At 72.1% G+C, this 24,623-nt stretch carries 18 protein-coding genes and 1 pseudogene; 10 read left to right on the top strand and 9 right to left on the bottom strand.

What is annotated here, in order from left to right; translation table 11 throughout:
- Nucleotides 1-46: 46 nt before the first annotated feature.
- Nucleotides 47-211 carry a hypothetical protein gene (locus IGA62_RS29365; protein ID WP_186499812.1) on the bottom strand — a complete coding sequence of 55 codons (165 nt, stop codon included), beginning with the start codon at nucleotides 209-211 and terminating at the stop codon, nucleotides 47-49.
- A 130-nt stretch (nucleotides 212-341) separates the two neighbouring features.
- On the opposite strand from IGA62_RS29365, the gene IGA62_RS29360 reads away from it, so the two are divergent.
- From IGA62_RS29360 to IGA62_RS29335, 6 genes are all read left to right on the top strand, one after another.
- Nucleotides 342-1,535, top strand: coding sequence for an ROK family transcriptional regulator (locus IGA62_RS29360; protein WP_232624822.1), 1,194 nt, complete (start codon nucleotides 342-344; stop codon nucleotides 1,533-1,535).
- A 169-nt stretch (nucleotides 1,536-1,704) separates the two neighbouring features.
- Nucleotides 1,705-4,320 carry a discoidin domain-containing protein gene (locus IGA62_RS29355; RefSeq protein WP_145817393.1) on the top strand — a complete coding sequence of 872 codons (2,616 nt, stop codon included), beginning with the start codon at nucleotides 1,705-1,707 and terminating at the stop codon, nucleotides 4,318-4,320.
- A 188-nt stretch (nucleotides 4,321-4,508) separates the two neighbouring features.
- A complete protein-coding gene (locus tag IGA62_RS29350; protein WP_145817395.1) occupies nucleotides 4,509-5,708 on the top strand; it encodes a cytochrome P450 in 1,200 nt (399 codons plus the stop codon).
- Nucleotides 5,699-5,896, top strand: a complete 198-nt coding sequence (locus IGA62_RS29345) for a ferredoxin (RefSeq protein WP_145817397.1) — start codon at nucleotides 5,699-5,701, stop codon at nucleotides 5,894-5,896. The genes IGA62_RS29350 and IGA62_RS29345 overlap by 10 nt, the downstream gene beginning before the upstream one ends.
- Before the next feature lie 194 nt (nucleotides 5,897-6,090).
- Nucleotides 6,091-7,563: an FGGY-family carbohydrate kinase gene (locus IGA62_RS29340; protein ID WP_145817399.1), complete on the top strand. Its 1,473-nt coding sequence runs from the start codon at nucleotides 6,091-6,093 to the stop codon at nucleotides 7,561-7,563.
- Complete coding sequence (locus IGA62_RS29335; RefSeq protein WP_198501152.1) at nucleotides 7,560-8,453, top strand: hypothetical protein; 894 nt, start codon at nucleotides 7,560-7,562, stop codon at nucleotides 8,451-8,453. The genes IGA62_RS29340 and IGA62_RS29335 overlap by 4 nt, the downstream gene beginning before the upstream one ends.
- A 109-nt stretch (nucleotides 8,454-8,562) precedes the next feature.
- Here the strand turns inward: IGA62_RS29335 and IGA62_RS31010 are convergent.
- The 3 genes and pseudogenes from IGA62_RS31010 to IGA62_RS29320 form a co-directional block, all read right to left on the bottom strand.
- Nucleotides 8,563-9,663 (bottom strand): annotated as a pseudogene (locus IGA62_RS31010) (four-carbon acid sugar kinase family protein); the annotation flags it as partial.
- Nucleotides 9,664-9,942: 279 nt separating this feature from the next.
- Nucleotides 9,943-11,817: an adenylyl cyclase gene (locus tag IGA62_RS29325; protein ID WP_377464498.1), complete on the bottom strand. Its 1,875-nt coding sequence runs from the start codon at nucleotides 11,815-11,817 to the stop codon at nucleotides 9,943-9,945.
- Between the two features lie 133 nt (nucleotides 11,818-11,950).
- Nucleotides 11,951-13,345: a short-chain fatty acyl-CoA regulator family protein gene (locus IGA62_RS29320; RefSeq protein WP_222433310.1), complete on the bottom strand. Its 1,395-nt coding sequence runs from the start codon at nucleotides 13,343-13,345 to the stop codon at nucleotides 11,951-11,953.
- 186 nt (nucleotides 13,346-13,531) lie between these two features.
- On the opposite strand from IGA62_RS29320, the gene aceA reads away from it, so the two are divergent.
- The 3 genes from aceA to IGA62_RS29305 all read left to right on the top strand — a co-directional run bounded on the left by aceA (nucleotide 13,532) and on the right by IGA62_RS29305 (nucleotide 18,064).
- Nucleotides 13,532-14,803 (top strand): isocitrate lyase, encoded by a 1,272-nt coding sequence (gene aceA, locus IGA62_RS29315; protein WP_145817401.1) that lies wholly within the window; start codon nucleotides 13,532-13,534, stop codon nucleotides 14,801-14,803.
- Nucleotides 14,800-16,410 carry a malate synthase A gene (gene aceB / locus IGA62_RS29310; RefSeq protein WP_145817403.1) on the top strand — a complete coding sequence of 537 codons (1,611 nt, stop codon included), beginning with the start codon at nucleotides 14,800-14,802 and terminating at the stop codon, nucleotides 16,408-16,410. Before aceA ends, aceB begins: the two co-directional genes overlap by 4 nt.
- A gap of 274 nt (nucleotides 16,411-16,684) precedes the next feature.
- The gene (locus tag IGA62_RS29305) at nucleotides 16,685-18,064 is read left to right on the top strand and encodes a glycosyltransferase family 2 protein (RefSeq protein WP_145817405.1); all 1,380 of its coding nucleotides are present in this window, start codon (nucleotides 16,685-16,687) and stop codon (nucleotides 18,062-18,064) included.
- 58 nt (nucleotides 18,065-18,122) lie between these two features.
- On the opposite strand, the gene IGA62_RS29300 is transcribed toward IGA62_RS29305, so the two are convergent.
- Genes IGA62_RS29300 through IGA62_RS29285 form a run of 4 tightly spaced genes read right to left on the bottom strand, consistent with a single transcriptional unit; the run spans nucleotide 18,123 to nucleotide 22,883 of the window.
- Nucleotides 18,123-19,784: a PP2C family protein-serine/threonine phosphatase gene (locus tag IGA62_RS29300; RefSeq protein ID WP_145817407.1), complete on the bottom strand. Its 1,662-nt coding sequence runs from the start codon at nucleotides 19,782-19,784 to the stop codon at nucleotides 18,123-18,125.
- 37 nt (nucleotides 19,785-19,821) lie between these two features.
- Nucleotides 19,822-20,424, bottom strand: coding sequence for a cysteine hydrolase (locus tag IGA62_RS29295; RefSeq protein ID WP_186499813.1), 603 nt, complete (start codon nucleotides 20,422-20,424; stop codon nucleotides 19,822-19,824).
- 10 nt (nucleotides 20,425-20,434) lie between these two features.
- Entirely contained in the window at nucleotides 20,435-22,519 is a 2,085-nt protein-coding gene (locus tag IGA62_RS29290; RefSeq protein ID WP_145817411.1) for an amylo-alpha-1,6-glucosidase, read from the bottom strand.
- Nucleotides 22,512-22,883: an SCP2 sterol-binding domain-containing protein gene (locus tag IGA62_RS29285; protein ID WP_145817413.1), complete on the bottom strand. Its 372-nt coding sequence runs from the start codon at nucleotides 22,881-22,883 to the stop codon at nucleotides 22,512-22,514. Before IGA62_RS29285 ends, IGA62_RS29290 begins: the two co-directional genes overlap by 8 nt.
- Before the next feature lie 173 nt (nucleotides 22,884-23,056).
- On the opposite strand from IGA62_RS29285, the gene IGA62_RS29280 reads away from it, so the two are divergent.
- A complete protein-coding gene (locus tag IGA62_RS29280; RefSeq protein WP_145817415.1) occupies nucleotides 23,057-23,815 on the top strand; it encodes a sulfite exporter TauE/SafE family protein in 759 nt (252 codons plus the stop codon).
- Nucleotides 23,816-23,837: 22 nt separating this feature from the next.
- On the opposite strand, the gene IGA62_RS29275 is transcribed toward IGA62_RS29280, so the two are convergent.
- On the bottom strand, nucleotides 23,838-24,557 hold the full coding sequence (locus IGA62_RS29275) for a TetR/AcrR family transcriptional regulator (protein WP_145817417.1): 720 nt from the start codon (nucleotides 24,555-24,557) through the stop codon (nucleotides 23,838-23,840).
- Nucleotides 24,558-24,623 lie beyond the last annotated feature (66 nt).

The following is a 24,623-nucleotide window of genomic DNA, read 5'->3' as shown; positions in this document are numbered from 1 at the left end:
GCCCTTCCGGTTCGAGTGTGGACACCGGCACCGGCGGCACGGGGGATCAGGCGGCGGTGGTACGGGTGGCCGGTGCGGCGTGGGGTGCCTGGTTGCGGTCGGTGCGATGCGGGCGGCGCGGGTGCGACGGGGCGATGCGGGCGGCGCGGGGTTCGGCGGGGCGCGTGGCGCGGGCGACGTGCCGCCCCGGCACCGGCGGTGGTTGCATCACGACTTAATGAATGTTGCCATTAAAGTATTTCGATGTATGAGTCGTCAAGTGCGGGGCCGTCCGGTCCCGGACGAACCGGGGATCGAGGTGGCGTGTGGAGTTGGCGCGAGCGACGAATCGGAGCGTCCGGGTGCGGAACCGCTCGGCGTTGCTGTCCAGGCTCTTTCTCGACGGTCCGTTGACCCGCCAGGACCTGATGCGCGGCAGCGGTCTCAGCCAGCCCGCCGTCAGCAACGTGGTGGGCGACCTCATCGACGAGGGCCTCGTCGTGGAGGCCGGCGCGGCGGAGTCGGACGGCGGCCGCCCCGGCATGATGCTGCGGGTCGCTCCCCGGTACGCCTTCGTCGTCGGGGTGGACGTCGGGGAGACCCGGATCCGGATCGAGCTGTTCGACTTCGCGATGACCCTCCTGGCCAGTGTCGAGTCCCCGTTGGACCCGGTGCGTGCCGAGCCGTCGGCGGTCGTCGGGCACGTGCTGGCCGGTATCGACACGGTCGTCACGCGGGCCGGGGTGTCCCCGGACGACGTGCTCGGGGTCGGCGTCGGGGTCTCCGGCGTGGTGGAGCAGGGGGCCGAGGCGGTGGTGCACGCCCAGGCCCTCGGCTGGAGCCGGGTGCCGCTGGAGCGGCTCATCCGCGCCGGCACCGACCTGCCGGTGCACATCGACAACGGGGCGAACACCCTCGGGCAGGCGGAGATGTGGTTCGGTGCCGGGCGGGGCGCGCGGCACGCCGTGTTCGCCCTGGTCGGATCGGGTGTGGGGGCGGCCGTGGTGACCAACGGGGCCAGCTACCGGGGGGCGTCCAGCAGCGCGGGGGAGTGGGGGCACACCACGCTGGTCTACGGGGGGCGGACCTGCCGCTGCGGAGCCCGGGGCTGCCTGGAGGCGTACGTGGGTGCCGAGGCGATCATCGACCGGTACCGGGAGGCCCGACGTGGCCGGGCGGTGCCCGGTGAGGACGAGGAGTCGCAGCTCGCCGCGCTGGTCAGGGCGGCGGACCGGTCGCCCACCGCCCGCCTGGTGCTCGACGAGACCGCCGGCTACCTGGGGGCCGGCGTCGCCAACCTGATCAACCTGTTCAACCCGGAACGGGTGGTGCTGGGCGGGTGGGCGGCCATGGCGCTCGGCGGCCTGCTGCCCGCCGTCCGCGAGGCGGCCGGTCGGCAGGCGCTCCGCCAGCCGTACGAGCAGGCGTCGATCGAGCTGTGCCGCCTCGGGGTGGACGCGGTGGCGCTCGGCGCGGCCACCCTGCCGATCGCCCGGCTGCTCACCGCCGGCGGGGTGCGACCGCGTCCGGTGAAACTGGCGTACCGGGAAAAATGACAGTGGTGTCAGTCGATGTCTTGACGGCGACGCGACTGCGCCGTGACACTCACCGGAGAGCGCTCTCCGACCCCGGGGCCATCTCGGCGGCACCATCCCCGGCACCCGCGGGCCGTCTCCTCACCTCGCTGCGCCCGGCGTCCGCAGCCCTCCACCGAGAGGCGAAGCCATGACAGTTCGCGCCATCCCCGTACGCCCGAGAACCGGTCGGCGGCGCACCCTCGTCGGCCTGGTCGTCGCGCTCGTCGCGGCCCTCACCCCGACCGCTCTCACCCCGCCGGCACAGGCCGCTGCGACGCTGCTGTCCCAGGGGCGACCGGCGACCGCCTCGTCGGCCGAGAACGCCGGCACCCCCGCCTCGGCGGCCGTCGACGGCAACACCGGCACCCGCTGGTCGAGCGCCTTCAGCGACCCGCAGTGGCTCCAGGTCGACCTGGGCGTCCGCGCCACCATCAGCCAGGTGACCCTGGCCTGGGAGGGCGCGTACGCGCGGGCGTTCCAGATCCAGACCTCCGACGACGGCAGTGCCTGGACGACCGTCTGGAGCACCACCGTCGGTACCGGTGGCACCCAGACGCTGACGGTCAACGGCAGCGGCCGGTACGTGCGGATGTACGGCACCGCGCGGGCCACCGGCTACGGCTACTCGCTCTGGGAGTTCCAGGTCTACGGCGAGACCGGTGCCGCACCCACCTGCGGCACCACCAACGCCGCCCAGGGTCGGCCGGCGACCGCCTCGTCGACCGAGAACGCCGGCACCCCCGCCTCGGCGGCGGTCGACGGCAACACCGGCACCCGCTGGGCCAGCGTCGCCGCCGACCCACAGTGGCTCCGGGTGGACCTCGGCGTCACCCGGTCGATCTGCCGGGTGGTGCTCACCTGGGAGGCCGCGTACGCGCGGGCGTTCCAGATCCAGACCTCCCCCGACGGCAGCGCCTGGACGACCGTCTGGAGCACCACCGCCGGCAGCGGTGGCACCCAGACGCTGACGGTCAACGGCAGCGGCCGGTACGTGCGGATGTACGGCACCGCGCGGGCCACCGGCTACGGCTACTCACTCTGGGAGTTCCAGGTGCACACCACCGACGGCGGCACCGGCGACCCGGTGGAGCCCACCGACCCGCGCAACCCGAACCTCGGCCCGAACACCTTCGTCTTCGACCCGGCCACGCCGACCGCCACCATCCAGAGCCGGCTGGACAGCCTCTTCACCCAGCAGGAGACCAACCAGTTCGGGCCGCAGCGCTACGCCGTGCTGTTCAAGCCCGGCACCTACACCGCCGACGTGAACCTCGGGTTCTTCACCCAGGTCGCCGGCCTCGGCATGAGCCCCGACGACGTCAACCTCAACGGCCACGTCCGGGTCGAGGCGGACTGGTTCGGCGGCAACGCGACGCAGAACTTCTGGCGCGCGGCGGAGAACCTGTCGGTGACCCTGCCCGCCGGGGTGACCGTCGAACGCTGGGCGGTGTCGCAGGCCGCGCCGTACCGCCGGATGCACCTGCGCGGCGGGCAGAACCAGATCCAGCTCTGGAACGGCGGCGACGGCTGGTCCAGCGGCGGCCTGATGGCCGACACCCGCATCGACGGGCTGGTGGTCTCCGGCTCCCAGCAGCAGTGGTACTCGCGCAACAGCGAGTTCGGCAACGGCTGGACCGGCTCGGTGTGGAACATGGTCTTCCAGGGCGTCACCGGCGCGCCCCCGCCGCACTTCCCCAACCCCTCGCACACCGTCGTCGCGCAGACCCCGCAGATCCGCGAGAAGCCGTTCCTCTACGTGGACGGCACCGGCGAGTACCGGGTGTTCGTCCCGGCGCTGCGCACGAACTCCACCGGCACCAGCTGGTACGGAAAGACCCCGGCCGGCTCGTCGATCTCGCTGAGCCAGTTCTACGTCGTCCGGCCGGGCACCGGCGCGGCCACCATCAACACCGCGCTCGCCCAGGGCCGGCACCTGCTCTTCACCCCCGGCGTGCACCACGTCACCGAGCCGATCCGGGTCGACCGCGCCGACACGGTGGTCCTCGGCCTCGGCCTGGCCACCATCCAGGCCGACAACGGCACGGTCGCCATGCGGGTGGCCGACGTCGACGGGGTGAAGGTGGCCGGCATCATGTTCGAGGCCGGTTCGACCACCTCGCCGGTGCTGATGGAGGTCGGTCCGCCCGGCTCGTCGGCCGACCACGCCGCCAACCCCGTCTCGCTGCACGACGTCTTCTTCCGCATCGGCGGGCCGGGTGTCGGCCGGGCCACCAACACCCTCACCGTCAACAGTGACGACGTCATCGGCGACCACATGTGGCTGTGGCGCGCCGACCACGGCGACGGGGTCGGGTGGACGGTGAACACCGCCGACACCGGCCTGACCGTCAACGGCGACGACGTCACCATGTACGGCCTCTTCGTCGAGCACTACCAGAGGTACCAGACCGTCTGGAACGGCAACGGCGGCCGGACCTACTTCTACCAGAACGAGATGCCGTACGACCCGCCGAACCAGGCCGCCTGGACGAACGGGGCGACCCGGGGCTACGCCGCGTACAAGGTGGCCGACCAGGTCACCAGCCACCAGGCGTGGGGACTGGGCAGTTACTGCTACTTCAACGTCAACCCGTCGGTGGTCGCCGACCGGGCCATCGAGGCACCGACCAACCCGAACGTGCGGTTCACCAACATGGTCACCGTCTCCCTCGGTGGGGTCGGCACCATCAACCGGGTGGTCAACACCACCGGCGGCACCGCCAACACCGCCAACCAGGTGGTCTACCTGACCAACTACCCGTAACCGCCACGCGGTGGTCCTGCCCGTCCGGACCGTCGAGCTGGACGGGCGGGACCATCGATCCCGCTCGCAACTGTGCGCACTGGCGCAGTGGCCTCCCACGTGGACGGAAATCCTCCGCTTCGGTAGTAGGCTTTGTCCTTGGAGCGAGCTTCATCCGTTTGATCATTCTTCAGGTGGAGAGGCACAGGATGACCAGTTCTCGACTGCTTCCGCTGGAACGCACCTGTCCCTACGCCCCGCCGGCCGAGCACGTCCAACTGCAACGGGACGCACCCGTGGCGCGGGTGACGCTGCCGGACGGATCGTGGGCGTGGGCACTGAGCCGACTCGACGACATCCGCGCGGTCCTGACCGATCCGAGGTTCAGTTCCGACCGCATGCGGGAGGGGTACCCACTGGTCACCGCCGAACAGCGCGCCGCGTTCTCCTCCGAGCGGCCGTCCATGATCGGGCTCGATCCGCCGGAACACGGGGCGGCGCGACGGGCGGTCGTCGGGGAGTTCACCGTCCGGCGGATGAACGCGCTGCGTCCCCGCATCCAGCAGATCGTCGACGAGTGCATCGAGGCCATGCTCGCCGGGCCGTGCCCGACCGACCTCGTGCCCGCGCTGTCGTTGCCGGTGCCGTCGCTGGTCATCTGTGAGCTGCTCGGTGTGCCCTACGCCGATCACGAGTTCTTCCAGATCCGCTCTGCCACGCTGCTGCGTCGCTCCACCCCGACCGTCGAGCGTCGTGCGGCGGTCACCGAGATCCGTGAGTACATGGCGGGACTCATCGCCGAGAAGACGCGGACGCCGACCGACGACCTGCTCGGCCGCCAGCTCGCCCGGGGCGCGGACCCGGAGGAACTGGCGGGCCTCGGACTCCTGTTGCTGGTCGCCGGGCACGAGACCACCGCCAACATGATCTCGTTGGGCACGATGGCGCTGCTGGACCGGCCGGAGGTGCTGGCCGCGCTGAAGGACGATCCCGCCGTCACGCCCCGGGCCGTCGAGGAACTGCTCCGCTACTTCACGATCGCCGAGTTCGCCACCTCCCGGGTAGCCCGGGAGGACGTCGAGGTCGGCGGCGTCCTGATCCGCGCCGGCGAGGGCGTCATCACGCTCGCCAACACCGCGAACCGCGACCCGGCCGCGTTCGCCCACGGCGACAACCTCGACATCGGGCGCGGGGCCCGCCACCACGTCGCGTTCGGCTTCGGCCCTCATCAGTGCCTTGGGCAGAACCTCGCCCGGATCGAACTCCAGATCGTCTTCGACACCCTCTTCGCCCGGGTCCCCGGCCTGGCGCTCGCGGCGCCCGTCGAGGACCTGCCGTTCAAGGACGACGCTGGCGTCTACGGCCTCTACTCCCTCCCCGTCACCTGGGAGGAGGCACGATGCAGGTGACCGCGGACCCGACCCGCTGCGTCGGCGCCGGCCAGTGCGTACTCACCGTTCCCGCCGTGTTCGGCCAGGACGACGACGGCACAGTCGTCGTCCTCGACGACCACCCCGCGGACGAGGCGACGGTCGTCGGGGTGCGGGAGGCCGTCCACATCTGCCCGGGCCGCGCGCTGACCCTCGTCGAACCCTGACTCTGATTCGGATGTGCATCCCGGTCCGCCAGGGACACGTGCCGTCGGCGTGGGTTCGAGGGCGACGGCTCGCCCGCTCCGTAACCCCGTGGGCGAGCCGTTTCCCGACGAGGTCGACCGCGCGTCACCGCCGGGACTCCGTCACCCGGCCAGCATGATTGACATCCTTCGTTCACACCCGCAGAGTGACACCGATGGCGGGGGGAACGCGGGGGCCGACGCTGCTGGCCGGTGTGGACGTCGGCACCACACACACCAAGGCCGGGGTCTACCGAGCGGACGGCACCCCCGTGGCGCAGCGTCAGGCGGCCACCCCACCGGACGCCGAGGGGCTGCGGGACACCGCCCTGCGGCTGCTCGCCGAGTGCGTCTCGGCCGCCCCCGTACCGCCGGTGGCCGTCGGTCTGGCCAGCATGGCCGAGACCGGGGTGCCGCTCGACGCCGGCGGCGAGCCGATCGGCGAGCTGCTGCACTGGCGGGACCGCCGGGCCCACCGGGAAGCCGACCACCTCGCCGAGACGGTCGGCCGCGCGCCGTTCTTCGGCGCGACCGGCCTGCACCCGAGCGCGAAGCTGCCGCTGGCCCGCTGGATCTGGCTGCGGCGGCACGACCCCGACCGGACCCGGCGGATGGCCCGCTGGGCGAGCAGCGCGGACCTGGTGCTGGCCGCCCTCACCGGGACCGTCGCCACCAGCCCGACCCTGGCCGCCCGGACCGGCGCGTTCGACATCCGCGCCATGGCCTACGCGTCCGACCTGCTCGACCTGGCGGGTCTGCGGCCCGACCAGATGCCCCCGGTGGTCGCCACCGACCGGGTCGCCGGCCGGGTCACCCCGGCCATGGCGACCCGCACCGGACTGCCGGCCGGCACTCCGGTCGTCCTCGCCGGCCACGACCACCTCGCCGCGGCCTGGGCCGCCGGGGTCCGGGGTCCCGGCCGGACGGCCGACTCGATGGGTACGGCCGAGGCGGTCCTCACCCCGGTCGCGGCGGTGCCGCCGATGCCCGCCACACCCACCGGCATCTCCGTCGGACCCTTCCTCGACGGCCGGTCGTACTGCCTGATCAGCGGCCTGTCCAGCAGCGGCGGCCTGGTCGACTGGTGGCTGGCGCGCTTCGCGCCGCCGGACTGCCCGGACCGGTACCGCTGGTTCACCGACCTGGTCGGTGCCACCACCGACCGCCCACCCACCGGCATCACCGTGCTGCCCTACCTGCACGGGCGGGCCAGCCCACAGCCGGAGCCGCACCGTACCCTGTCGTTCCACGGCGTCCGCCCGGAACACGACCTCGCCGACCTCGGCCGCGCGGTCCTCGAAGGGCTGTGCATGCAGGTGCGCTGGATGCTGGAGAGCCAGGTGGCGACCAGCGGCCACCGGCCGGACGCGGTGGCGGTCTTCGGTGGCCCCACCGCCAACCCCACCTGGATGAGGATCAAGGCGGCCGTCATGCCGGTGCCCGTGGTGGTACTGCCCGACCACCGGTCCGCCGTGCTCGGTGCCGCGCAACTCGCCGGCCGGGCGATCGGCGTCGAGGACGGCCCGTCCGACCCGCCACCACCCCGACCCGCCGCCGCGCCCGACCCGGCGTGGGAGACGGCGTACCGGACCCGGTTCCTACCGTTGGCCACCAGCCCCGACCCTTCCGGCAGTGAGGAAACCCCGTGACCGTCACCGCACCCCCCACCCTGGACCGGCTGGCCCGCCCCGGCACCGGGACGTTCGCCATGGTCGCCATGGACCAGCGGGAGAGCCTGCGGACCATGCTCCGCGAGGAGTCCCACCCGGCCGACGACGCCGCGCTGGTGTCGTTCAAACTCGACGTCGCGGCCGTACTCGCCCCGCTGGCGTCGGCCTTCCTCATCGACCGGTACTACGGCTACCCGGAACTCGTCAGCACCCGACCGCTGCCGGCCGGCTGCGGGCTGATCCTCGCCGTGGACGCGCTCACCCAGCCGCCGGGCGGCCCGGTCGAGGACACCGACCTGGACGAGGCGGTCGACGTCGACCAGGCACGCCGCGACGGCGTGGTGGCGTTGAAGCTCCTGGTCATCTGGAAGCGGGACGGCCACGAGGACCGCCGGGTGGCCACCGCCGAGCGGTTCGTGGCGCTCTGCCGGCGCGCCGGGCTGCTCTCCGTCCTGGAACCGGTCGCGGTGGCGGCCCCCGGCCAGCGGGACTTCGACCTCGACGCGGCCATCCTCGACGCCGCCGCCGCGTTCGGGCCGCTCGGACCGGACCTCTACAAGGGGCAGGTGCCCCACCGGGGCCAGGGCGACCTCGACGACCTGGTGACCGCCTGCGCGAAACTGGACCGCCAGCTCGCCCGACCCTGGGTGGTGCTCTCCAACGGGGTCGCCGCGACGGACTTCCCCACCGCCGTCGAGGCCGCCTGCCGGGCCGGTGCGTCCGGCATGCTCGCCGGGCGCGCGCTCTGGCGGGACGCCCTGGCCACCGCCGACCCGTCGGCGGCGCTGCGCACCGAGTCGGTCCGCCGGCTGGAGCGGCTGGTCGGCATCGTCGACCGGTACGGGCGTTCCTGGACGGAGGCACGCTGATGCACCCGGCCGTGAACCTGGGACTGCTCTTCGCCTCGACGATCTCGGCCAGGGTGGCCGGCCCGCCGACGTTGCCCGGCACGATCACGCAGGTGGACGCGGTCGCCGTGGTGCCCAGGTCCCAGACCGACACCCCGGGCAGCACCTGGCCGCGTACGGTCGCGGCGGCGGCACCGAGGGCCGTGCCGGTCACCTCGGCCGAGGTGATCCCGCCCTTGGCCACCACCACGCGGGCGGTGCCGGACAGGTCGCGGACCACCGTCGTCAACGCGGTCATCACGGCCTCGCCGTGTGCCAGCGTGTGGTGGTCTCCCCGGCGCTGCCGTTCGGAGGCGACCACCACGATGCCGTCGGTGGTCAGCGCCCGCCCGGCCGTCGCGACGACGGCCCGTCCCGCCGCGACCGGGTCCCGCAGCGCGGCCTCGGTGTCGACGGTCAGCGGGGCGACGCCCCGGCGACGGTGCAGTTCGGCCAGTTGGGCGGTCGCCCCCGAGGTGTGCGAGCCGCAGACGACCAGGACCGGCCCCCGGCCGCCGCCGATCGGGCGGGGCAGCAGACCGGTGCTGACCGCGTCGGCGCACCGGGCGGCGAGCGGCGCCGCGCAGCGGACCACCACCGTCCGGCCGCGTTCCCGCGCCGCGCGCAGTCCCCGGTGGACCAGGTCGATGTCGTCGTCCGTCTCGGCGTCCGGGGCCACCACCTCCCGGCCGGGCGAGGCGAGCAGGGCCGCGGTCACCGCCGCGCCCCGCGAGGACCGCAGCTGGTCGACCGGCACCGTCACGGCTTGCCGGCCGCCGATCTCCCGTACGTAGCCGACCAGGTCGCCGTGGTGGAAGCCGAAGACCGGGTCGGCGGCGTACTCCGTCTCGTGCGCGGGGACCCGCACCCCGTCGACCAGCACGTAGTGCACCCCGCCGAGGGTGGTCCGCCCGCCGGCCGGGAAGGCCGGCAGGAACAGGATCGGCGTGTCGTCGCCGGTGAAGACGTCGGTCTCGGTGAAGACGTGCCCGCGCAGGGTCGAGTCGCCGCGCAGGACGACGTCGACCCGCTCGCCCAGGGCGGCGGATGCGGCCTCGATCTCGGCGCGGATGCGCCGGCCGAGTGCCACGGCCGCCGCCGCGTCGATCGCCCGAGAATTGGTCTGCAGGTAGACCGCGTCCACGCCGCGCAGCGTCTCGGTCAGCCGGTCGGCGTCCCAGCGCAGCAGCACGCGGACTCCGCTGGCGGACTGGGTGCCGGTGGGATCATCGTCGAGTACGACCGTCTTCGCCACGTGGGCCCTTTCCCGTCAGCTCGCCGGGCGGCCCGCCCGACGCCGGAACGGCTCCCGTGCGAGCCCTCCGGGACACGACGCACACCGTAGCCGATCAGCCGGCCACCCGCGCCGGCCCCGCGGCACCCGTCGGGCCGGAGCGGAGCGGGTGGACGGTGGGTGCGTCGACCGGGGCCGGCGCGGGCCAGACGTCGGCCCCGGTCGACGACCCTCCCGTCAGGACGCCGGATACTGCGGGAGGTGGACCGGCACGCCGATCCGGGTGGTGTCGGCCGGTTCGCCCACGCCGTTGACCACGTGGTCGATGGTGCCGGCGCTGAGGTTCACCGTCATCACGTGATGCAGCCGGACGCCCGGCGTCACCGGGACCTCGAAGCCGTTCTCGGTGTGGATCGAGGGGTTGTTCTGGTTGAAGACGTAGACGCCGCCACCGTGGAGGGTGTGGTGGCGCACCCGGTCACCGACCTTGTAGCCCGCCCAGCCCTCGACGTCGCCGTTCATCCAGTCGGCCTGCGTCGGCGGGTCGTACGGCAGTTCGTTCTGGTAGAGGACGGTGGTGCCGTGCTCACCGTTCCACACGGTGTTGTACCGCTGGAAGTGTTCGACGAACAGGCCGGTGGCGGTCACGTGGTCGCCGTTGATGACGGCCCCGTAGCGGCCGGTGTTGGTGCGCCACCGGTCGGTGTCGCCGTTCACGCCCTCGGTGAAGCCCTCGACGCCGTGGTCGCCGCGCCACACCCAGGTGTGGTCGATGAGGACGTGGTCGCTGTTGACCTCCAGCGCGATGTTCGTCCTGCCGATGTGCGGGCCGCCGACGCGGAAGTAGACGTCGGAGAGCGTGGTGGGGTTGTGCGGGGTGCTGTGGTCGGGCCCGTGCTGCCGGCCCACCCGCAGCAGGACCGGCGACTCGGTCGGACCGGCGTCGATCGTGACGCCCGCGACGACCACACCGGGGACACCGGCGACGTCCAGCGGGATGGCGCCGTCCACGACGGTCAGCGTGGCGTGCCCGATGCCGAGGACGACCGTGTCGGGGCGCTTGACCCTGATGCTGCGCGCGATGTCGTAGACGCCCGGGGTGAGCAGCAGGTGCCGGCCGCGGGCGAGTTCCCGGTTGATCACGTGCACCGGATCGGACGGCCTGGCGACGAAGAAGTCACCGATCGGGATGGTCCGGCCCGGCGTGAAGCCGTCCGCCCAGGTGACGCCACGGGTGTCGCGTCGCGCGGCGGGCACGCGGACCTGGTACCGGCCCTTTCCGTCGACGAACAGGTACGGCTTCTCCCGGCTCACCGGGGTGGTGTCGAGTGTGGTGTACGGCGGGTCGGGGAACCCGGCGTCGTCGGGAGCACCGACGACACCGGCGAAGACCTGGTTCCACACACCGTTAGACCAGCCCGCGATCTCGCTGTTGCGGGTCAGCCACTGTTGTTGCGAACCGTTGGTGGTGGCGGGCAGTCGGGAGTCGGCGATGAAGCCGCCGCTGGCGTACTGCGGGCCGGCGGTGCAGTAGTCCATCAGCGACAGCCCGCCGCCGCTGATGTCGAGTCGCCGCATCGACACCGCCTGGGACACCGCCCAGAAGTTCGCCGTGGAGCGGCAGCCGTCCTGGCCCGCCGCGTTGACGCGCAGCGACAGGTTCGACACGGTCCGCCAGAAGTTGACCAGGGCGATGCAGTTACCGGTGCCGCCCCCGGTGAGGCAGCGGTTGTACGCCTCGACCTTGCCGTTGATGACGACGTCGGTGGGCGAGGCGCCCAGCCCGGAGATCTCGGTGTAGTACCCGACCCGGATCTGGAGGGGCTGCTCGGCGGTGCCGTAGGTGCCCGGCTTGAACAGGTACGCGAACCGTTCGGTACCCATCTCCGCGTCGACCTGCGCCGCGTGCGTCGCGTCCAGTTTCGCCTGGATCTCGCTGACCGGCATGCTCGGATCGAAGACCGTGACGTGGCCTCCGAGGTCCGGGGTGTCGTCCCGGGGCGGGCCGGCGACGGCGGAGCTGCTCGTCGCGGTGGCGGCGAGAGCCAGCGCGAGCCCGAGCGTGAGCGCCCGGCCGGGCTGTCGCCACGGGTGGGTGGGGGCGATGGTCATGGGGTTCGTCCTATCGGCGGGGGCGGTCGGCGCTTCCCCAGGTCGGGCACGGTGGCCCGGCGGGAGAGCGCTCTCTCATCCTGGCGGAGTTCCCGCGCGCTGTGAAGAGCCGGTGCGGGAACGGCCGCGTCCGTCAGTCCTTCAGCGGGTACGGGATGAAGGTGCTGCGGTTCTCGTCCAGGTCGAGTTGCCGGCTGATCGGCGGAGCGGCGCGCTGGGGGCAGCTCATCCGCTCGCAGGTCTTGCAGCCCGGCCCGATCGGGGTCGCGGCCTCCGCCGCGTGCAGGTCCATCCCGGCGGAGTAGACCAGCCGGCCGGCGTGCCGGGTCTCGCAGCCCAGGCCGATCGCGTAGACCTTGCCCGGTTGGCCGTAGCCGCCGTGGTGGCGGGTGATCGTCCGGGCGATCCACAGGTAGCGCTGCCCGTCCGGCATCGCGGCGACCTGCGTCACCACCCGGCCGGGCGAACTGAACGCCTCGTAGACGTTCCACAGCGGACACGTGCCGCCGGTGCGGGAGAACGGGAAACCGGTGGCGGACTGGCGTTTCGACATGTTGCCGGCCCGGTCGACCCGGACGAACGAGAACGGCACGCCACGCGCCCGGGGCCGCTGCAACGTGCTGAGCCGGTGGCAGACCGTCTCCCAGCCCATCGCGAAGTGTTCGGTGAGCAGCTCGATGTCGTACCGGCGGCGCTCGGCGGCGGCCAGGAACTGCCCGTACGGCAGGAGCAGTGCCGCCGCGAAGTAGTTCGCCAGGCCGACGCGGGTGAGGATCTGGGTCTGGGTGTCGTCGAACCGCTCCTCCTCGACGATCTCGTCGATCACGTCGGCGTACTCCAGCAGCGCGATCTGCGCGGCCATCCGCATCGCCTCCTGCCCACCCCGCAGCGACGTGGACAGGTGCAGCGTCTGGGTCTGGGGACGGTAGCGGTGCAGTTCCCCGCCGAGTGCGCCGGCCTCCTCGCGGGCGATCCGGATCCCGTGTCGCTGCGCCAGCCGGTCCTGTAGGACGGCGCGGACCTCGCCGCGTCGCAGCCCGATCCGCGCGGCCAGTTGCTCCGCCGCCTCGTCCAGGTCCGGCACGTAGTTCTGCCGGCGGTAGAAGAACTCGGTGACCTGGTCGTGCGGACTGCGGCCCACCAGGTCACGGTCGCCGACCAGCTCGGCGAGCTGCTCCTCCACCTGCTGGTGACGGCGGTGCAGTTCGAGCACGGCCTCGGCCACCTCGGGCAGCCGCCCGGCGAGTTCGGTGAGGTCGCCGATGCCGATCCGGCCGCCCAGCGCCTCCCGCAGCCCGGAGACCAGTCGGGGGGTGTCGTGCGGGGCGAAGACGGTCGGGTCGACGCCGAACACCTCCGTGATGCGCATGAGCACCGGGACGGTCAGCGGCCGGGAGTCGTGTTCGATCTGGTTGAGATAGCTCGGCGAGATGTTCAGCAGGCGGGCCAGATCCGCCTGGCTGAGCGCCCGGTCCTCCCGCATCCGACGCAGCCGGGCACCGGCGAAGGTCTTGGCGATCTCCCTCACCTCCCCACGGCGTGACCTGCGTTCCCTCGACATTAACACCGCTGTGAATCAAGGCATTCGCAACTTAACAAAACGGCGTGGAGACTTTTCAATAATTGGCTGATTGCGTCCCTCGACCAGCTCGCCGGCGCCGTGTGACCGTGGTCCACACACCGGCAAGCCGACCACACCGGAAGGAGCAGGACCATGCGGACCGCAGTCGAGCAGTTGCGCCACGAATGGGAGACCGACCCGCGCTGGCAGGGAGTGCGGCGCAGCTACCGCGCGGAGGACGTGGTGCGGCTGCGCGGCGCGATCCAGGAGGAACACACCCTGGCCCGGCACGGCGCGGAGCGACTGTGGCGGCTGCTGCACAGCGAGGACTACATCCACGCGCTCGGGGCGCTCACCGGCAACCAGGCGGTGCAGATGGTGCGGGCCGGGCTCAGGGCGATCTACCTCTCCGGCTGGCAGGTGGCCGCCGACGCCAACCTCGCCGGGCACACCTACCCCGACCAGAGCCTCTACCCGGCCAACTCGGTGCCCGCGGTGGTGCGCCGGATCAACAACGCCCTGCTCCGCGCCGCCCAGATCACCACCGCCGAGGGGGACACCTCGGCGGCCGACTGGCTGGCCCCGATCGTCGCCGACGCCGAGGCCGGCTTCGGCGGCCCGCTCAACGCGTACGAGCTGATGACCGCGATGATCGCGGCCGGCGCGGCCGGCGTGCACTGGGAGGACCAGCTCGCCAGTGAGAAGAAGTGCGGTCACCTCGGTGGCAAGGTGCTCATCCCCACCGGCCAGCACATCCGCACCCTGGAGGCGGCGCGGCTGGCCGCCGACGTCGCCGGTGTGCCGTCGGTGGTCATCGCCCGCACCGACGCGCAGGCCGCCACGCTGCTCACCACCGACGTGGACGAGCGGGACCAGCCCTTCGTCACCGGCGAGCGGACCGCCGAGGGCTTCTACCGGGTCCGTAACGGCATCGAGCCGTGCATCGCCCGGGGCCTGGCCTACGCCCCGCACGCCGACCTGCTCTGGATGGAGACCAGCACCCCGGACCTGGAGGTGGCCCGCCGCTTCGCCGAGGCGATCAAGGACCGTTACCCGGACCAACTGCTCGCCTACAACTGCTCGCCGTCGTTCAACTGGCGCAAGCACCTCGACGACGCGACCATCGGCAAGTTCCAGCGCGAACTCGGGCACATGGGGTACAAGTTCCAGTTCATCACCCTGGCCGGCTTCCACGCGCTCAACTACTCGATGTTCGACCTGGCGCGCGGCTACGCCGCCGACGGCATGCCGGCCTACGTCTCCCTCCAGGAGCGCGAGTTCGCCGCCGAGCCGGCCGGATACACCGCCGTCAAGCACCAGCGGGAGGTCGGCACCGGCTACTTCGACCTGATCAGCACCGTGCTCAACCCGGCCGCCGAGACCACCGCCCTGCGCGGCTCCACGGAGGAGGAGCAGTTCGCATGAGGTACGAGATCATCGGTCCGCTGGCGGACCGCTTCGACGAGGTCCTCACCCCCGAGGCGCTGGCGTTCCTGGTGGCGCTGGACAGCGAGTTCGCCGCCCGCCGGGTGGCGCTGCTGGACACCCGGCGGGCCCGCCGGGCCCGGTACGCCACCGGCCAGCTTCCCGACTTCCTCCCGGAGACCGCGCACATCCGGGCGGACCCCTCCTGGCGGGTGGCACCGCCCGCGCCGGGGCTGGTCGACCGGCGGGTGGAGATCACCGGGCCGACCGACCGCAAGATGACCGTCAACGCGCTCAACTCCGGCGCCCGGGTGTGGCTCGCCGACTTCGAGGACGCCACCGCCCCGACCTGGCACAACGTCATCGGCGGTCAGCTCAACCTGATCGACGCCCTGGACCGGCGGATCGACTTCACCGACGCCCGTGGCAAGCGCTACGCCCTCGGCGACCAGGTGGCGACGATCGTGGTCCGGCCACGCGGCTGGCACCTCGTGGAGAAGGGGATCGCCGTCGACGGGCGGCCCATCTCGGCCAGCCTGGTCGACTTCGGGCTCTACCTCTACCACTGCGCACGGCGGCAGCTCGACGCCGGCTCCGGGCCGTACTTCTACCTGCCGAAGCTGGAGACCCACCGGGAGGCCCGGCTCTGGAACGACGTCTTCGTCTTCGCCCAGCACTACCTGGGCCTGCCGGTCGGGACGATCCGGGCCACCACCCTGATCGAGACGATCACCGCGGCGTTCGAGATGGAGGAGATCCTGTACGAGCTGCGCGAGCACTCGGCGGGACTGAACGCCGGCCGGTGGGACTACATCTTCAGCGTCATCAAGAACTTCGGGCAGTGGCCGGACTTCGTCCTGCCGGACCGCTCCGACGTCACGATGACCGTGCCGTTCATGCGCGCCTACACCGAGCTGCTGGTGCAGACCTGTCACCGGCGTGGCGCGCATGCCATCGGCGGGATGGCCGCGTTCATCCCCAGCCGGGACCCGGCGGTCAACGAGACCGCTCTGGCCCGGGTGCGGGCGGACAAGCAGCGCGAGGCCGACGGCGGGTTCGACGGTTCCTGGGTGGCCCACCCGGGCCTGGTCGGGGTGTGCCGCGAGGTGTTCGACGCGACGCTGGACGACCGCCCGCACCAGCTGGACCGGCTCCGCGACGACGTGCAGGTCACCGCGGCCGACCTGCTGGCCGTCGACAAGACCCCGGGCCAGGTCACGGCCGTCGGGGTGCGGTCCAACGTCGCGGTGGCGCTGCGCTACGTCGACGCCTGGCTCGGGGGCACCGGCGCGGTGGCGCTGTGGAACCTGATGGAGGACGCGGCGACCGCCGAGATCGCCCGCTGCCAGGTGTGGCAGTGGTTGCACCATGGCACGCCGCTGGCCGACGGGGGCTGCGTCACCGAGGACCTGGTCCGGTCGATCCTCGCCGAGGAACTGGCCGCGTTGACCGAGGGGCGGGACGACACCGCCCGGGAGCGGGCCGAGGCGGCGGCGCGGATCTTCGAGGACACCGCGCTCGGCGAGGACCTGCCGGCGTTCTTCACCACCGATGCGTACGCCCGGCACCTCGGGCCGTCCCACGGTGCCCGCCCACAGCAGGGCTGACCGCCAGAACGACCGACGCAGAGCCGGGGAGGGCACCGCCCTCCCCGGCTCTGTTTCGGCGTGTGGCGGCCGACCCGACCCGCCCCGGTAGATCAAGTTTCCGCCAAGATTCAGATGAACGAATTTCATCTTGTCCGGTTGGTGGCTACATTTCGGCGGTGCGACCCCGCACAAGGGACGTTCGCTCGGTGCGGAGGGACCGCAACCCCGGCCAACGAGCGACGACGTCACCGGTCACCGAGCTTCCACCGCCAACTGGAAGGAACCGCAGATCATGGGAACGCCGACGTCGCAGCCGAGTGGGCACGCGCCGCTGCTCAGCGTCGTCATACCGACCTTCAAGGACGCCCAGAGCCTCGAGTTGACGCTGCGTTCGCTGAGCCGGCAGTCCCTGCCGGCCGACCGGTTCGAGGTGATCGTGGTGCGCGACGGTGGAACCGAGGGGGCGGAGGACTACACCGCCGTGGCCGACCACGGCAAGGGCCTCGCCCTCCGTCTCGTCGAGCTGCCGGCCCGTCGCGGACGGTCCGCGGCGCGCAACGAGGGCATCCGACGTGCCACCGCGGACACGATCCTGTTCCTGGACAGCGACTCGTACGCCACCGAGAACCTCCTCGAACGGCACGTCGCCTTCCACGCCTCCTCCGGTACGCCCCGGGTGCTGATCGGCCGGCGCAACGAACTCGGCCGGCGGCACCTCGACGCGGTGCTCGCCGGGGGACCGGTCACACCGGACTCCGACGTGCGCGCCGACGACGGGGGAGACATGCGCTTCCCCAACGGACTGCCGATGCAGGACCACTGGCTGGGTGCGATGTGGATGTTCGCCCACGGCCACAACGTGTCCGCGCCGCGCGAGGTGGTGAACGCGGTCGGCGGCTTCGACGAGGACTTCGGTACGCGCTGGGGGTGGGAGGACACCGAGCTGTTCTACCGGATCGACCGTCATCTCGGCCCGGAGAACCGGGCGTTGCGCTACGACCCGGACGCACTGGTCTACCACCTGCCGCACTACCGCAACATGCTGCAGAACCTCCAGGACTACACCGGCAACCGCAAGATGATCCTGGCCAAGTACCCCTGCGTCGACTGGGAGTTCGTCGGCGTCGTCGACACGATCTACTCGGCGGAGATCCTCGCGCGGTACCGGGCCGCCATCGCCGACTGCGTGGACCGGGGGGCGTGCCGGATCGCGCCCGCCTGGCACTGGCTCAAGGACCGGTTGCCCGGTCCCCGGACGCTGTGGATCGGTACGGGTACCGCCGAGGTGCCCCTCGGTGACCGGGCCGTGACGTTCGACTACGGCGCCCCGACGGGAGGGCGCAACTACCACCTCGTCGGGATCGACCCGCCCGTCGCGCCGGGCGGGCTCGACGCCGTCGTCAGCGTCGACTTCTGGCGCTACCTGCACTGGCAGGAACTCTGTTCCTTCCTGGCGTCGTCGGCCCGCCTCGGCGCGGAGATCTACCTGGTCGGCACGGACACGCCGCTCGCGGCGGGGCCACCGCCGGGACCGGAGCAGGTGCGGTACCTGGCGCGGGCGCTGCGGCACAGCTTCGCGGTCACCGTCCGGGAGGCCGAACAGCCGAGCGGTCACTGGGCGCTGCACCTGCGTCCCGCCGGGGCCGAGGCGCGGCGACGACGACGGCGCTGAGCGCGGGAGGTTGGTCGCCGGGACCGTCGTCCGGGCGTCGGCACCGGGGGGAGATCTGTCACCCGGTGCCGACGCCCGGGCCGTCCGTCGTCTCGGCGGCCGGTGCCGGCGGGATCCGCAGCACCACCAGGGCGATGTCGTCCTCGCCGCTGGCGGGATACCGGTCGAGCAGGTGGTCGCAGACCTGCTCGGCGGACAGTCCGTGCCGGCCGGTCAGGGCGTCGACCAGGTCGGCGAGGCCCTCGTCGAGGAGGGTGCCACGTCGTTCGATCAGGCCGTCGGTGTAGAGGACGACCGTGCTGCCCGGAGCGAGGGTGACCCGGTGATCGGTGCGCCCGGCACCGCCGTTCATGCCGAGCAGCACCTCCGGCGCGGTCTGCAACAGGCGGGCGCTTCCGTCGGGAGCGACGAGCACGGGTGGCAGGTGTCCGGCGTTGGCCCACACCAGGTGGTGCGCGCCCGGCGGAACCGGCTGTTCGACCTTCTCGACGCGGGCCAGGATCGCGGTGGCGAAGGTGTCCACCCGCAGACCGCTCATCGCCGTGTCGAGACCGGCCAGGACGCCGGCCGGGGACTTCTCCAGGCCGTACGCCACCCCGCGCAGCAGGTTGCGGATCTGCGCCATGGCCGCGGCGGCCTGGCGGTCGTGGCCGGCGACGTCACCGATGACCAGGGCCAGACAGCCGTCGGGTTGCAGGAACGAGTCGTACCAGTCACCGCCGAGCCGGGCCCGTTCGGTCGCCGGCCGGTACCGTACGGCCACCTCCAGGCCCTCACGCCGGGCGGGCGGCGTCAGCAGGCTGCGTTGCAGCTTCTCGGACAACTCCCGTTCGAGGCTCGCCACCCGGCGCTCGGCCTGGCGCGTCTGCGCCCGGTGCAGCGCCTGTGCCACCGACGCGCCGACCAGGCGTACGAAGCGCACATAGCTCTCGTCGATCGGCAGGTGCTGGCTCAACCGTGCCACGAGCACCGCGTCGTCGGAGAGGCCGGACGCGTCCGGCAGGCGGACCCACACCACCGCGGTTCCGGCGATCCTCTCCACCACGACGTCGCCCGCGTCGAACACCGACGACGGCACGGCGGGCAGCGGCCGGCCGGCGGCGCCGACCGTGCGGGGCAGGAGGACGTCGATGTCGGGCAGGTCCTGGGGGTCGTTGCGGAGCACCGTCACCGCCCGGTCGAGGATCTGCTCGGGGTCGTCCAGATCGCCGAGGGCGTCGGTGAGTTCGGCCAGCAGCAGCAGCCGACGTTGCGACAGCACCTGCGCCGTGGTCTCCGCGGCGATGTCGATCACGCCTTCGACCTGCCCCTCGGCGCCCCGGACAGCGGAGTAGGAGAAGGTGAAGAAGCACTCCTCCAGGTAGCCCTGCCGGTCCATCAGCAGCCGCAGGTCGCGCGTCCAGGTCGCCCGCTGGGTCGCGCGCACCGAGTGGAGCATCGGTCCGATGGCGTCCCAGACCTCCGGGAACACCCGGACCGCCGGCGCTCCGAGCGCCGCCGGGTGCTTGTTACCGATCAACCCCACGTAGGCCTCGTTGTACACCATGACGAACTCCGGACCCCACAGCAGCGTCACCGGGAACCGGGTGTGCAGGGCGACGTCGACAGCGGAGCGCAGCGTCCGGCTCCAACCGGACACCGGGCCCAGCGGGGTCGCCGCCCAGTCGACCCTGCGGTAGGCCGACCGCAGCGAACCCGCCGCGTCGAATGGTTCGTACACCGACCGACCTTAGCCCCGCCGGTCCCCCTGCCGTCCGTCAGCCCGACAGTTGGCCGACGATCTCCTTGGTGGTCATCACCTGGCAGAGCTGGCCCAACGTCTCCAGGCTCGCCTGGTGCGCCTCGTCGGTCGCGGCGGTGCACGCGTCGGAGACGATCACCGGCTGGTACCCGTGGTTGATCGCCTCGAACACGGTGCCGGTCACCGACAGGTTGGTGGCCACCCCCGTGAACAGGACCGTGTCCACGCCCCGGCGTCGCAGGACCGTCTCCAGTTCGGTGCCGAAGAAGGCGGTGAGCCGCACCTGGTCGACGACGACGTCGCCCGGCCCCGGTGCGAGTTCGTAGATGATCTCGGTCTTCGGCGCTCCACCGAGGAACGCCTGAGTCTCGCTGATCATCGCGAAGAGGGGAGTGTTGGCGATCAGGTCCGGGTAGCCGGGCCGGTGGATGGTCCGGGTGTAGACGACGAGGCCGCCGCGGGACCGCACCGCCGAGACGACCCGCGCGGCGTGCGCCGCGACGCGGTGCCGGGTGACCTGTTCGGCGAAGAGGGGGCCGAACGCCCCGTCCGGGCTGACGACCTCGTGCTGCCAGTGGATGTTGATGACGGCGGTACGGGCCGGGTCGAACTCGAGCATATTCCCTCCGTTACGGAGCGGAGATCTGATGGGGCGCCGGCTGGTACCGTCGCGCTTCCGTCGCGGCCGGCCCTCTCCCGTAGGCGTCGAGACGCCCCCATCGCCCGGGAATGTCGAGCAAGGCCACATAAGCGAGATTAGCCGGTAGCGCCGGTCTGATCACGAGATCCTCGCCCAGCGGACGTAATCCGAGCATCGTCCGCAGGAGCAGCAGCGTGGCGCCGGCCGACCACGCCTGCGGGCTGCACGCGGTCGGATAGCTCACCGGGTACTTGGTCTGACTCCGGCTGTACCCGGCGAACGCCTCGGGCAGCCGGCCTTGGTAGAAGGCCGCCGCGTCGAGGATCCCGGCGGCGATCCGCGCCGCCTCGTCGGCGTACCCGTAACGCCGCAGGCCCCAGGCGATGAACGAGTTGTCGAACGGCCAGATGGTTCCCACGTGGTAGCCGATCGGGTTGAAGCGGCCCTGGCCCTCGGCCAGGGTGCGGACCCCCCACCCGCTGAACAGGGCGGGCGACATCAGGTGGCGGACCAGCGCCTCGGCCTTCGGTTCCTCGACGATGCCGCTCCACAGCAGGTGACCGATGTTCGACGACAGGGCGTCCACCTGGCGGCCGTCGCCGTCGAGCGCCAGCGCCATGTACTCGCCGTCGGCGACCCAGAAGTCGCGGTTGAAACGTCGCTTGAGGTCGGCTGCCTCCCGTTCCAGCCGGTCGGCGTAGGCGGGATCACCCCACAGTTCCCGGGCCAGCCGGGCGGTGCGGATCTTCGCGTCGTACGCGTACCCCTGGAGTTCGCAGGTGGCCCGGGGGAAGCCGGGCAGGCGGCCGTCGCGGTAGCAGATGCCGTCCCAGGAGTCCTTCCAGCACTGGTTCTCCAGGCCGTTGCGCGTGTTGCGCCGCTCGTAGGAGATGTAGCCGCTGCCGGTCAGGTCGGCGTAGTCGTTGATCCAGTCGATGGCGGCCCGGGCCTCCTGCTCGACCGAACGGACGAGCTCGGCGTCCCCGGTCCACCGCTCGTACTCGTCGAGCAGCACGAGGAACAGCGGCGTGGCGTCCGCGCTGCCGAAGTAGGGACTGTGCGGAGTCTCGTCGAAGGCGGTCAACTCGCCGTAGCGCATCTCGTGCAGGATCCGCCCGGGCTCCTCCTCCCGGAAGTCGTCGACCCGGCTGCCCTGCCGGAACGCGAGCACCCGCAGGGTGGTGGCGGCCAACTCGGGTGCGAACGGCAGCGCCTGGAGGCTGGTGAAGATGCTGTCCCGACCGAAGAGGCTCATGAACCAGGGCAGGCCGGCGGCGGGGACGCTCTTGTCCTCGGCGAGGAAGGGGCTGAAGCGCAGCGCCGCCAGGTCGATCAGGCTCTGCCGGTACGTCTCGCTCAGCGGTGCCCAGTCCGATTCCAGCCGGGGTGCCTGGTCCAGCCATTCCAGCAGGCGGTGTTCCTTCTGCCGGGCGTTCCGGACCACCCGTCGTGGGATGACGAGTCCGTCGAGCCCTCGGGGTACGGGGAGGTCCGGCAGGGCGGTGAGCCGCGCGTGCCAGGTGTGGTGTGGGTCGATGCGGGCCTCGAACGTCACCCCGTCCTCGTCCAGGGTCGCGGGTGCCGTGACGGAGACGATCGTCTCCCGCCGGAACCGTTCCCGTTCGTAGCCGAGAATCAGGCGCCCGTCGTCGATCCGGCGGTAGTGGTGTCCCTTCCTCTCCGGTGCCGCGTCCTTGACCTGGAACAGGTCCGCGAAGTCGGCGTCGACGTCGACCCGGATGGTGACGTCGACGGGTTGCCCGCCGTGGTTGATGACGGTCAGGTCCTCCTGGAGGCCGGTGGTGAGCGTGTGCCGGCGCACCACCGACAGGGTGCTGTTCACGTACACGTCCTGGTGGCCCGGGACCAGGTAGAACTTGTTCTCGAAGTAGTGGATGTCGTCGACGGACAGAGTGCTGAGCCGTTGGCCGTCCACCGTCAGCACCCACTTCGACAGCAGCCTCGTGTCGTGGGCGAACAGGCCGACGGGCTGGTCGGGCGTGGCCAGGATGTCACCCGACTCGTCGCACACCAGGAAGGTCGTGCCGTCCAGGATGCCGACGTGCTCATCCATCGCCACCTCCCCGGTGTCGCGCCGTCCGTGAGGCGGGCGGTGGCGGGAACAACCGGCGGATCACCGCGAAGATCCGGGGACTGCCCTCCACGGTCGCCTCACCGCGCAGGACGGTCGTCAGGAAGTACGCCTCCCCGCTGGCGATCCGGTCGAACACCGACCGCTCCGCCCGGACGACGGCGTCCCCTCCCGTCGCGTTCTCGGAGACGGCGATGTCGCCCCGGCCGATGGAGACCAGCCAGTGCTGGACCTGACCGTCCTGGCTGACGTCGAAGCGGACGCTGCCCTCGTCGATCGCCCTCAGGCGGGGATCGTGTCCCCGCTGGGCCAGGCTGTCGAAGAAATCCTGGGTGGCATCAGCCATGGAGACCCTCCTCAGGGCCACTGTGCCCCCGACGAGCGGCCTCCGCCTCACCCGGACGGGGTGAAATCCCTCCGGTGGGCCCGTCGTGCCTCGACCGGTACGCCCGATCCCGTCTCTGGCGGCCCACCGGACACCGTCACGCGGGGCAGCCAACCGCACTAGCCTGACACCTGATGGATCCCATCCAGACGGCGCTGCTCCTTGTCTCCGGTGTCCTCGCGGGTGCCATCAACGCGGTCGCCGGTGGTGGATCCCTGATCGCGTTCTCGGCTCTGATCGGGGTGGGGCTACCCCCCCTCACCGCCAAGATGACCAACACGGTCGCCGTGTTCCCCGGCAACGTGGCGAGTGTCGCGGGAGGGTACCGGGACCTGCCGGCGCGACGGGACGCCGGCCGCATCCTGCCGGCGGCACTGCTCGGAGGTGTCGCCGGGGCGGTGCTGCTGCTGTTGACGCCCACCCGCGTCTTCGACCTGATCGTGCCCTTCCTCGTCCTTGCCGCCTCCGCGGTCTTCGCATTGCAGGGCCGGCTGATGGGGTGGGTCGTGCGTACCGGCGGTCGCCGTCGCAGACACCCGGCCATCCTGCAGGCGCTCGTCGCCCTGGGCGGGGTCTACGGCGGGTACGTCGGCGCCGGGTTCGGGATCGTCCTGGTCACCGCCCTGGCCCTCCTGCGGCCCGAGGCGCTCGCCCGGACGGTCGCGGTCAAGAACCTGCTGTCGGCCGCGATCTCCTTCACGGCCGTGGTGCTCTTCGTTCTTCTCGGCCACATCGACTGGCCGGCGGTGGCGCTCCTGGTGCCGGCGACCGTCGTCGGCGGCTACGGCGGGGCCCGGCTCGTCCGCAAGCTGCCCGAGAGGGTGGTGAGGGCGGCGATCGTCACGTTCGGAACGGCGTTCGGGTTCGCCCTGCTGTGGCAGAACCTGCGGTAGCCGGGACCCGGCACCGGCGACGTCAGGGTGGCGGGGCGGCGTGGACGATGCGGTCCAGCCATTCGGTCAGCAGCTCCCGCTCGGCCGCGGTCAGGTCGGCCGCCACCTCGGGCAGGACCGCCCGCAGCGCCACCGCGTGCCGTACCGGCCGGTCGACGCGGCGTGGCGCGCGGGCGGCGACGGTGTCGGTGGCCACCGCGCGGACCACCGCCTCCCGGGTGAGCGTGGACAGGGCCGCGTCCCGCTGCCCGGCCGGGGTGCGGATCAGCGTGAGGGTGACCCCGCAGCACGCCGAGTGGACCAGGTCGGTGGCCCGGTCGACCTCGGTGCGCAGCCGTCCCGCCTCGGCGACCCGGGTGACCAGGTGGCGCAGGATGTCCCGGGCGACCCGGGCCGCGGTCGGGACGGGGCCGGGACGTGGGTCGCCGTACATGAGGCCGTGCACGGCCGGGTGGGTCGAGCCGAACTCCACCTGCATGTCCCAGCCGCGCCGCAGGTCGTCGACCGGGTCGTCGGCGGGTACGCGGGCCGCCTGGGCGCCCAGGTACGCGGCCAGGTGGTAGCTGGCCGCCGCGTCGAGCACCCCCCGCATGTCCCCGAACTGCCGGTAGATGGTCGGGGCCTGCACCCCGGCGGCGCGGGCGACCGCCCGCGTGGTGACGGCCTCCCGGCCGCCCTCGACGAGCAGGGTGGCGGCCGCCCGGACGATCCGGTCACGGGCCGGAACCTCGAGGCTGGTCATGACAGCGACGATAGCGCCGAGTTGTTAGCGTCGCCTCGTATCGGCGCTGTCATGATCCTGTTGTCA

This window comes from Micromonospora sagamiensis, from assembly GCF_014680085.1.
Classification (GTDB): domain Bacteria; phylum Actinomycetota; class Actinomycetes; order Mycobacteriales; family Micromonosporaceae; genus Micromonospora; species Micromonospora inyonensis.
Note: the sequence above shows the minus strand (reverse complement) of the source record. Positions and strands in the feature narration are given on the sequence as shown.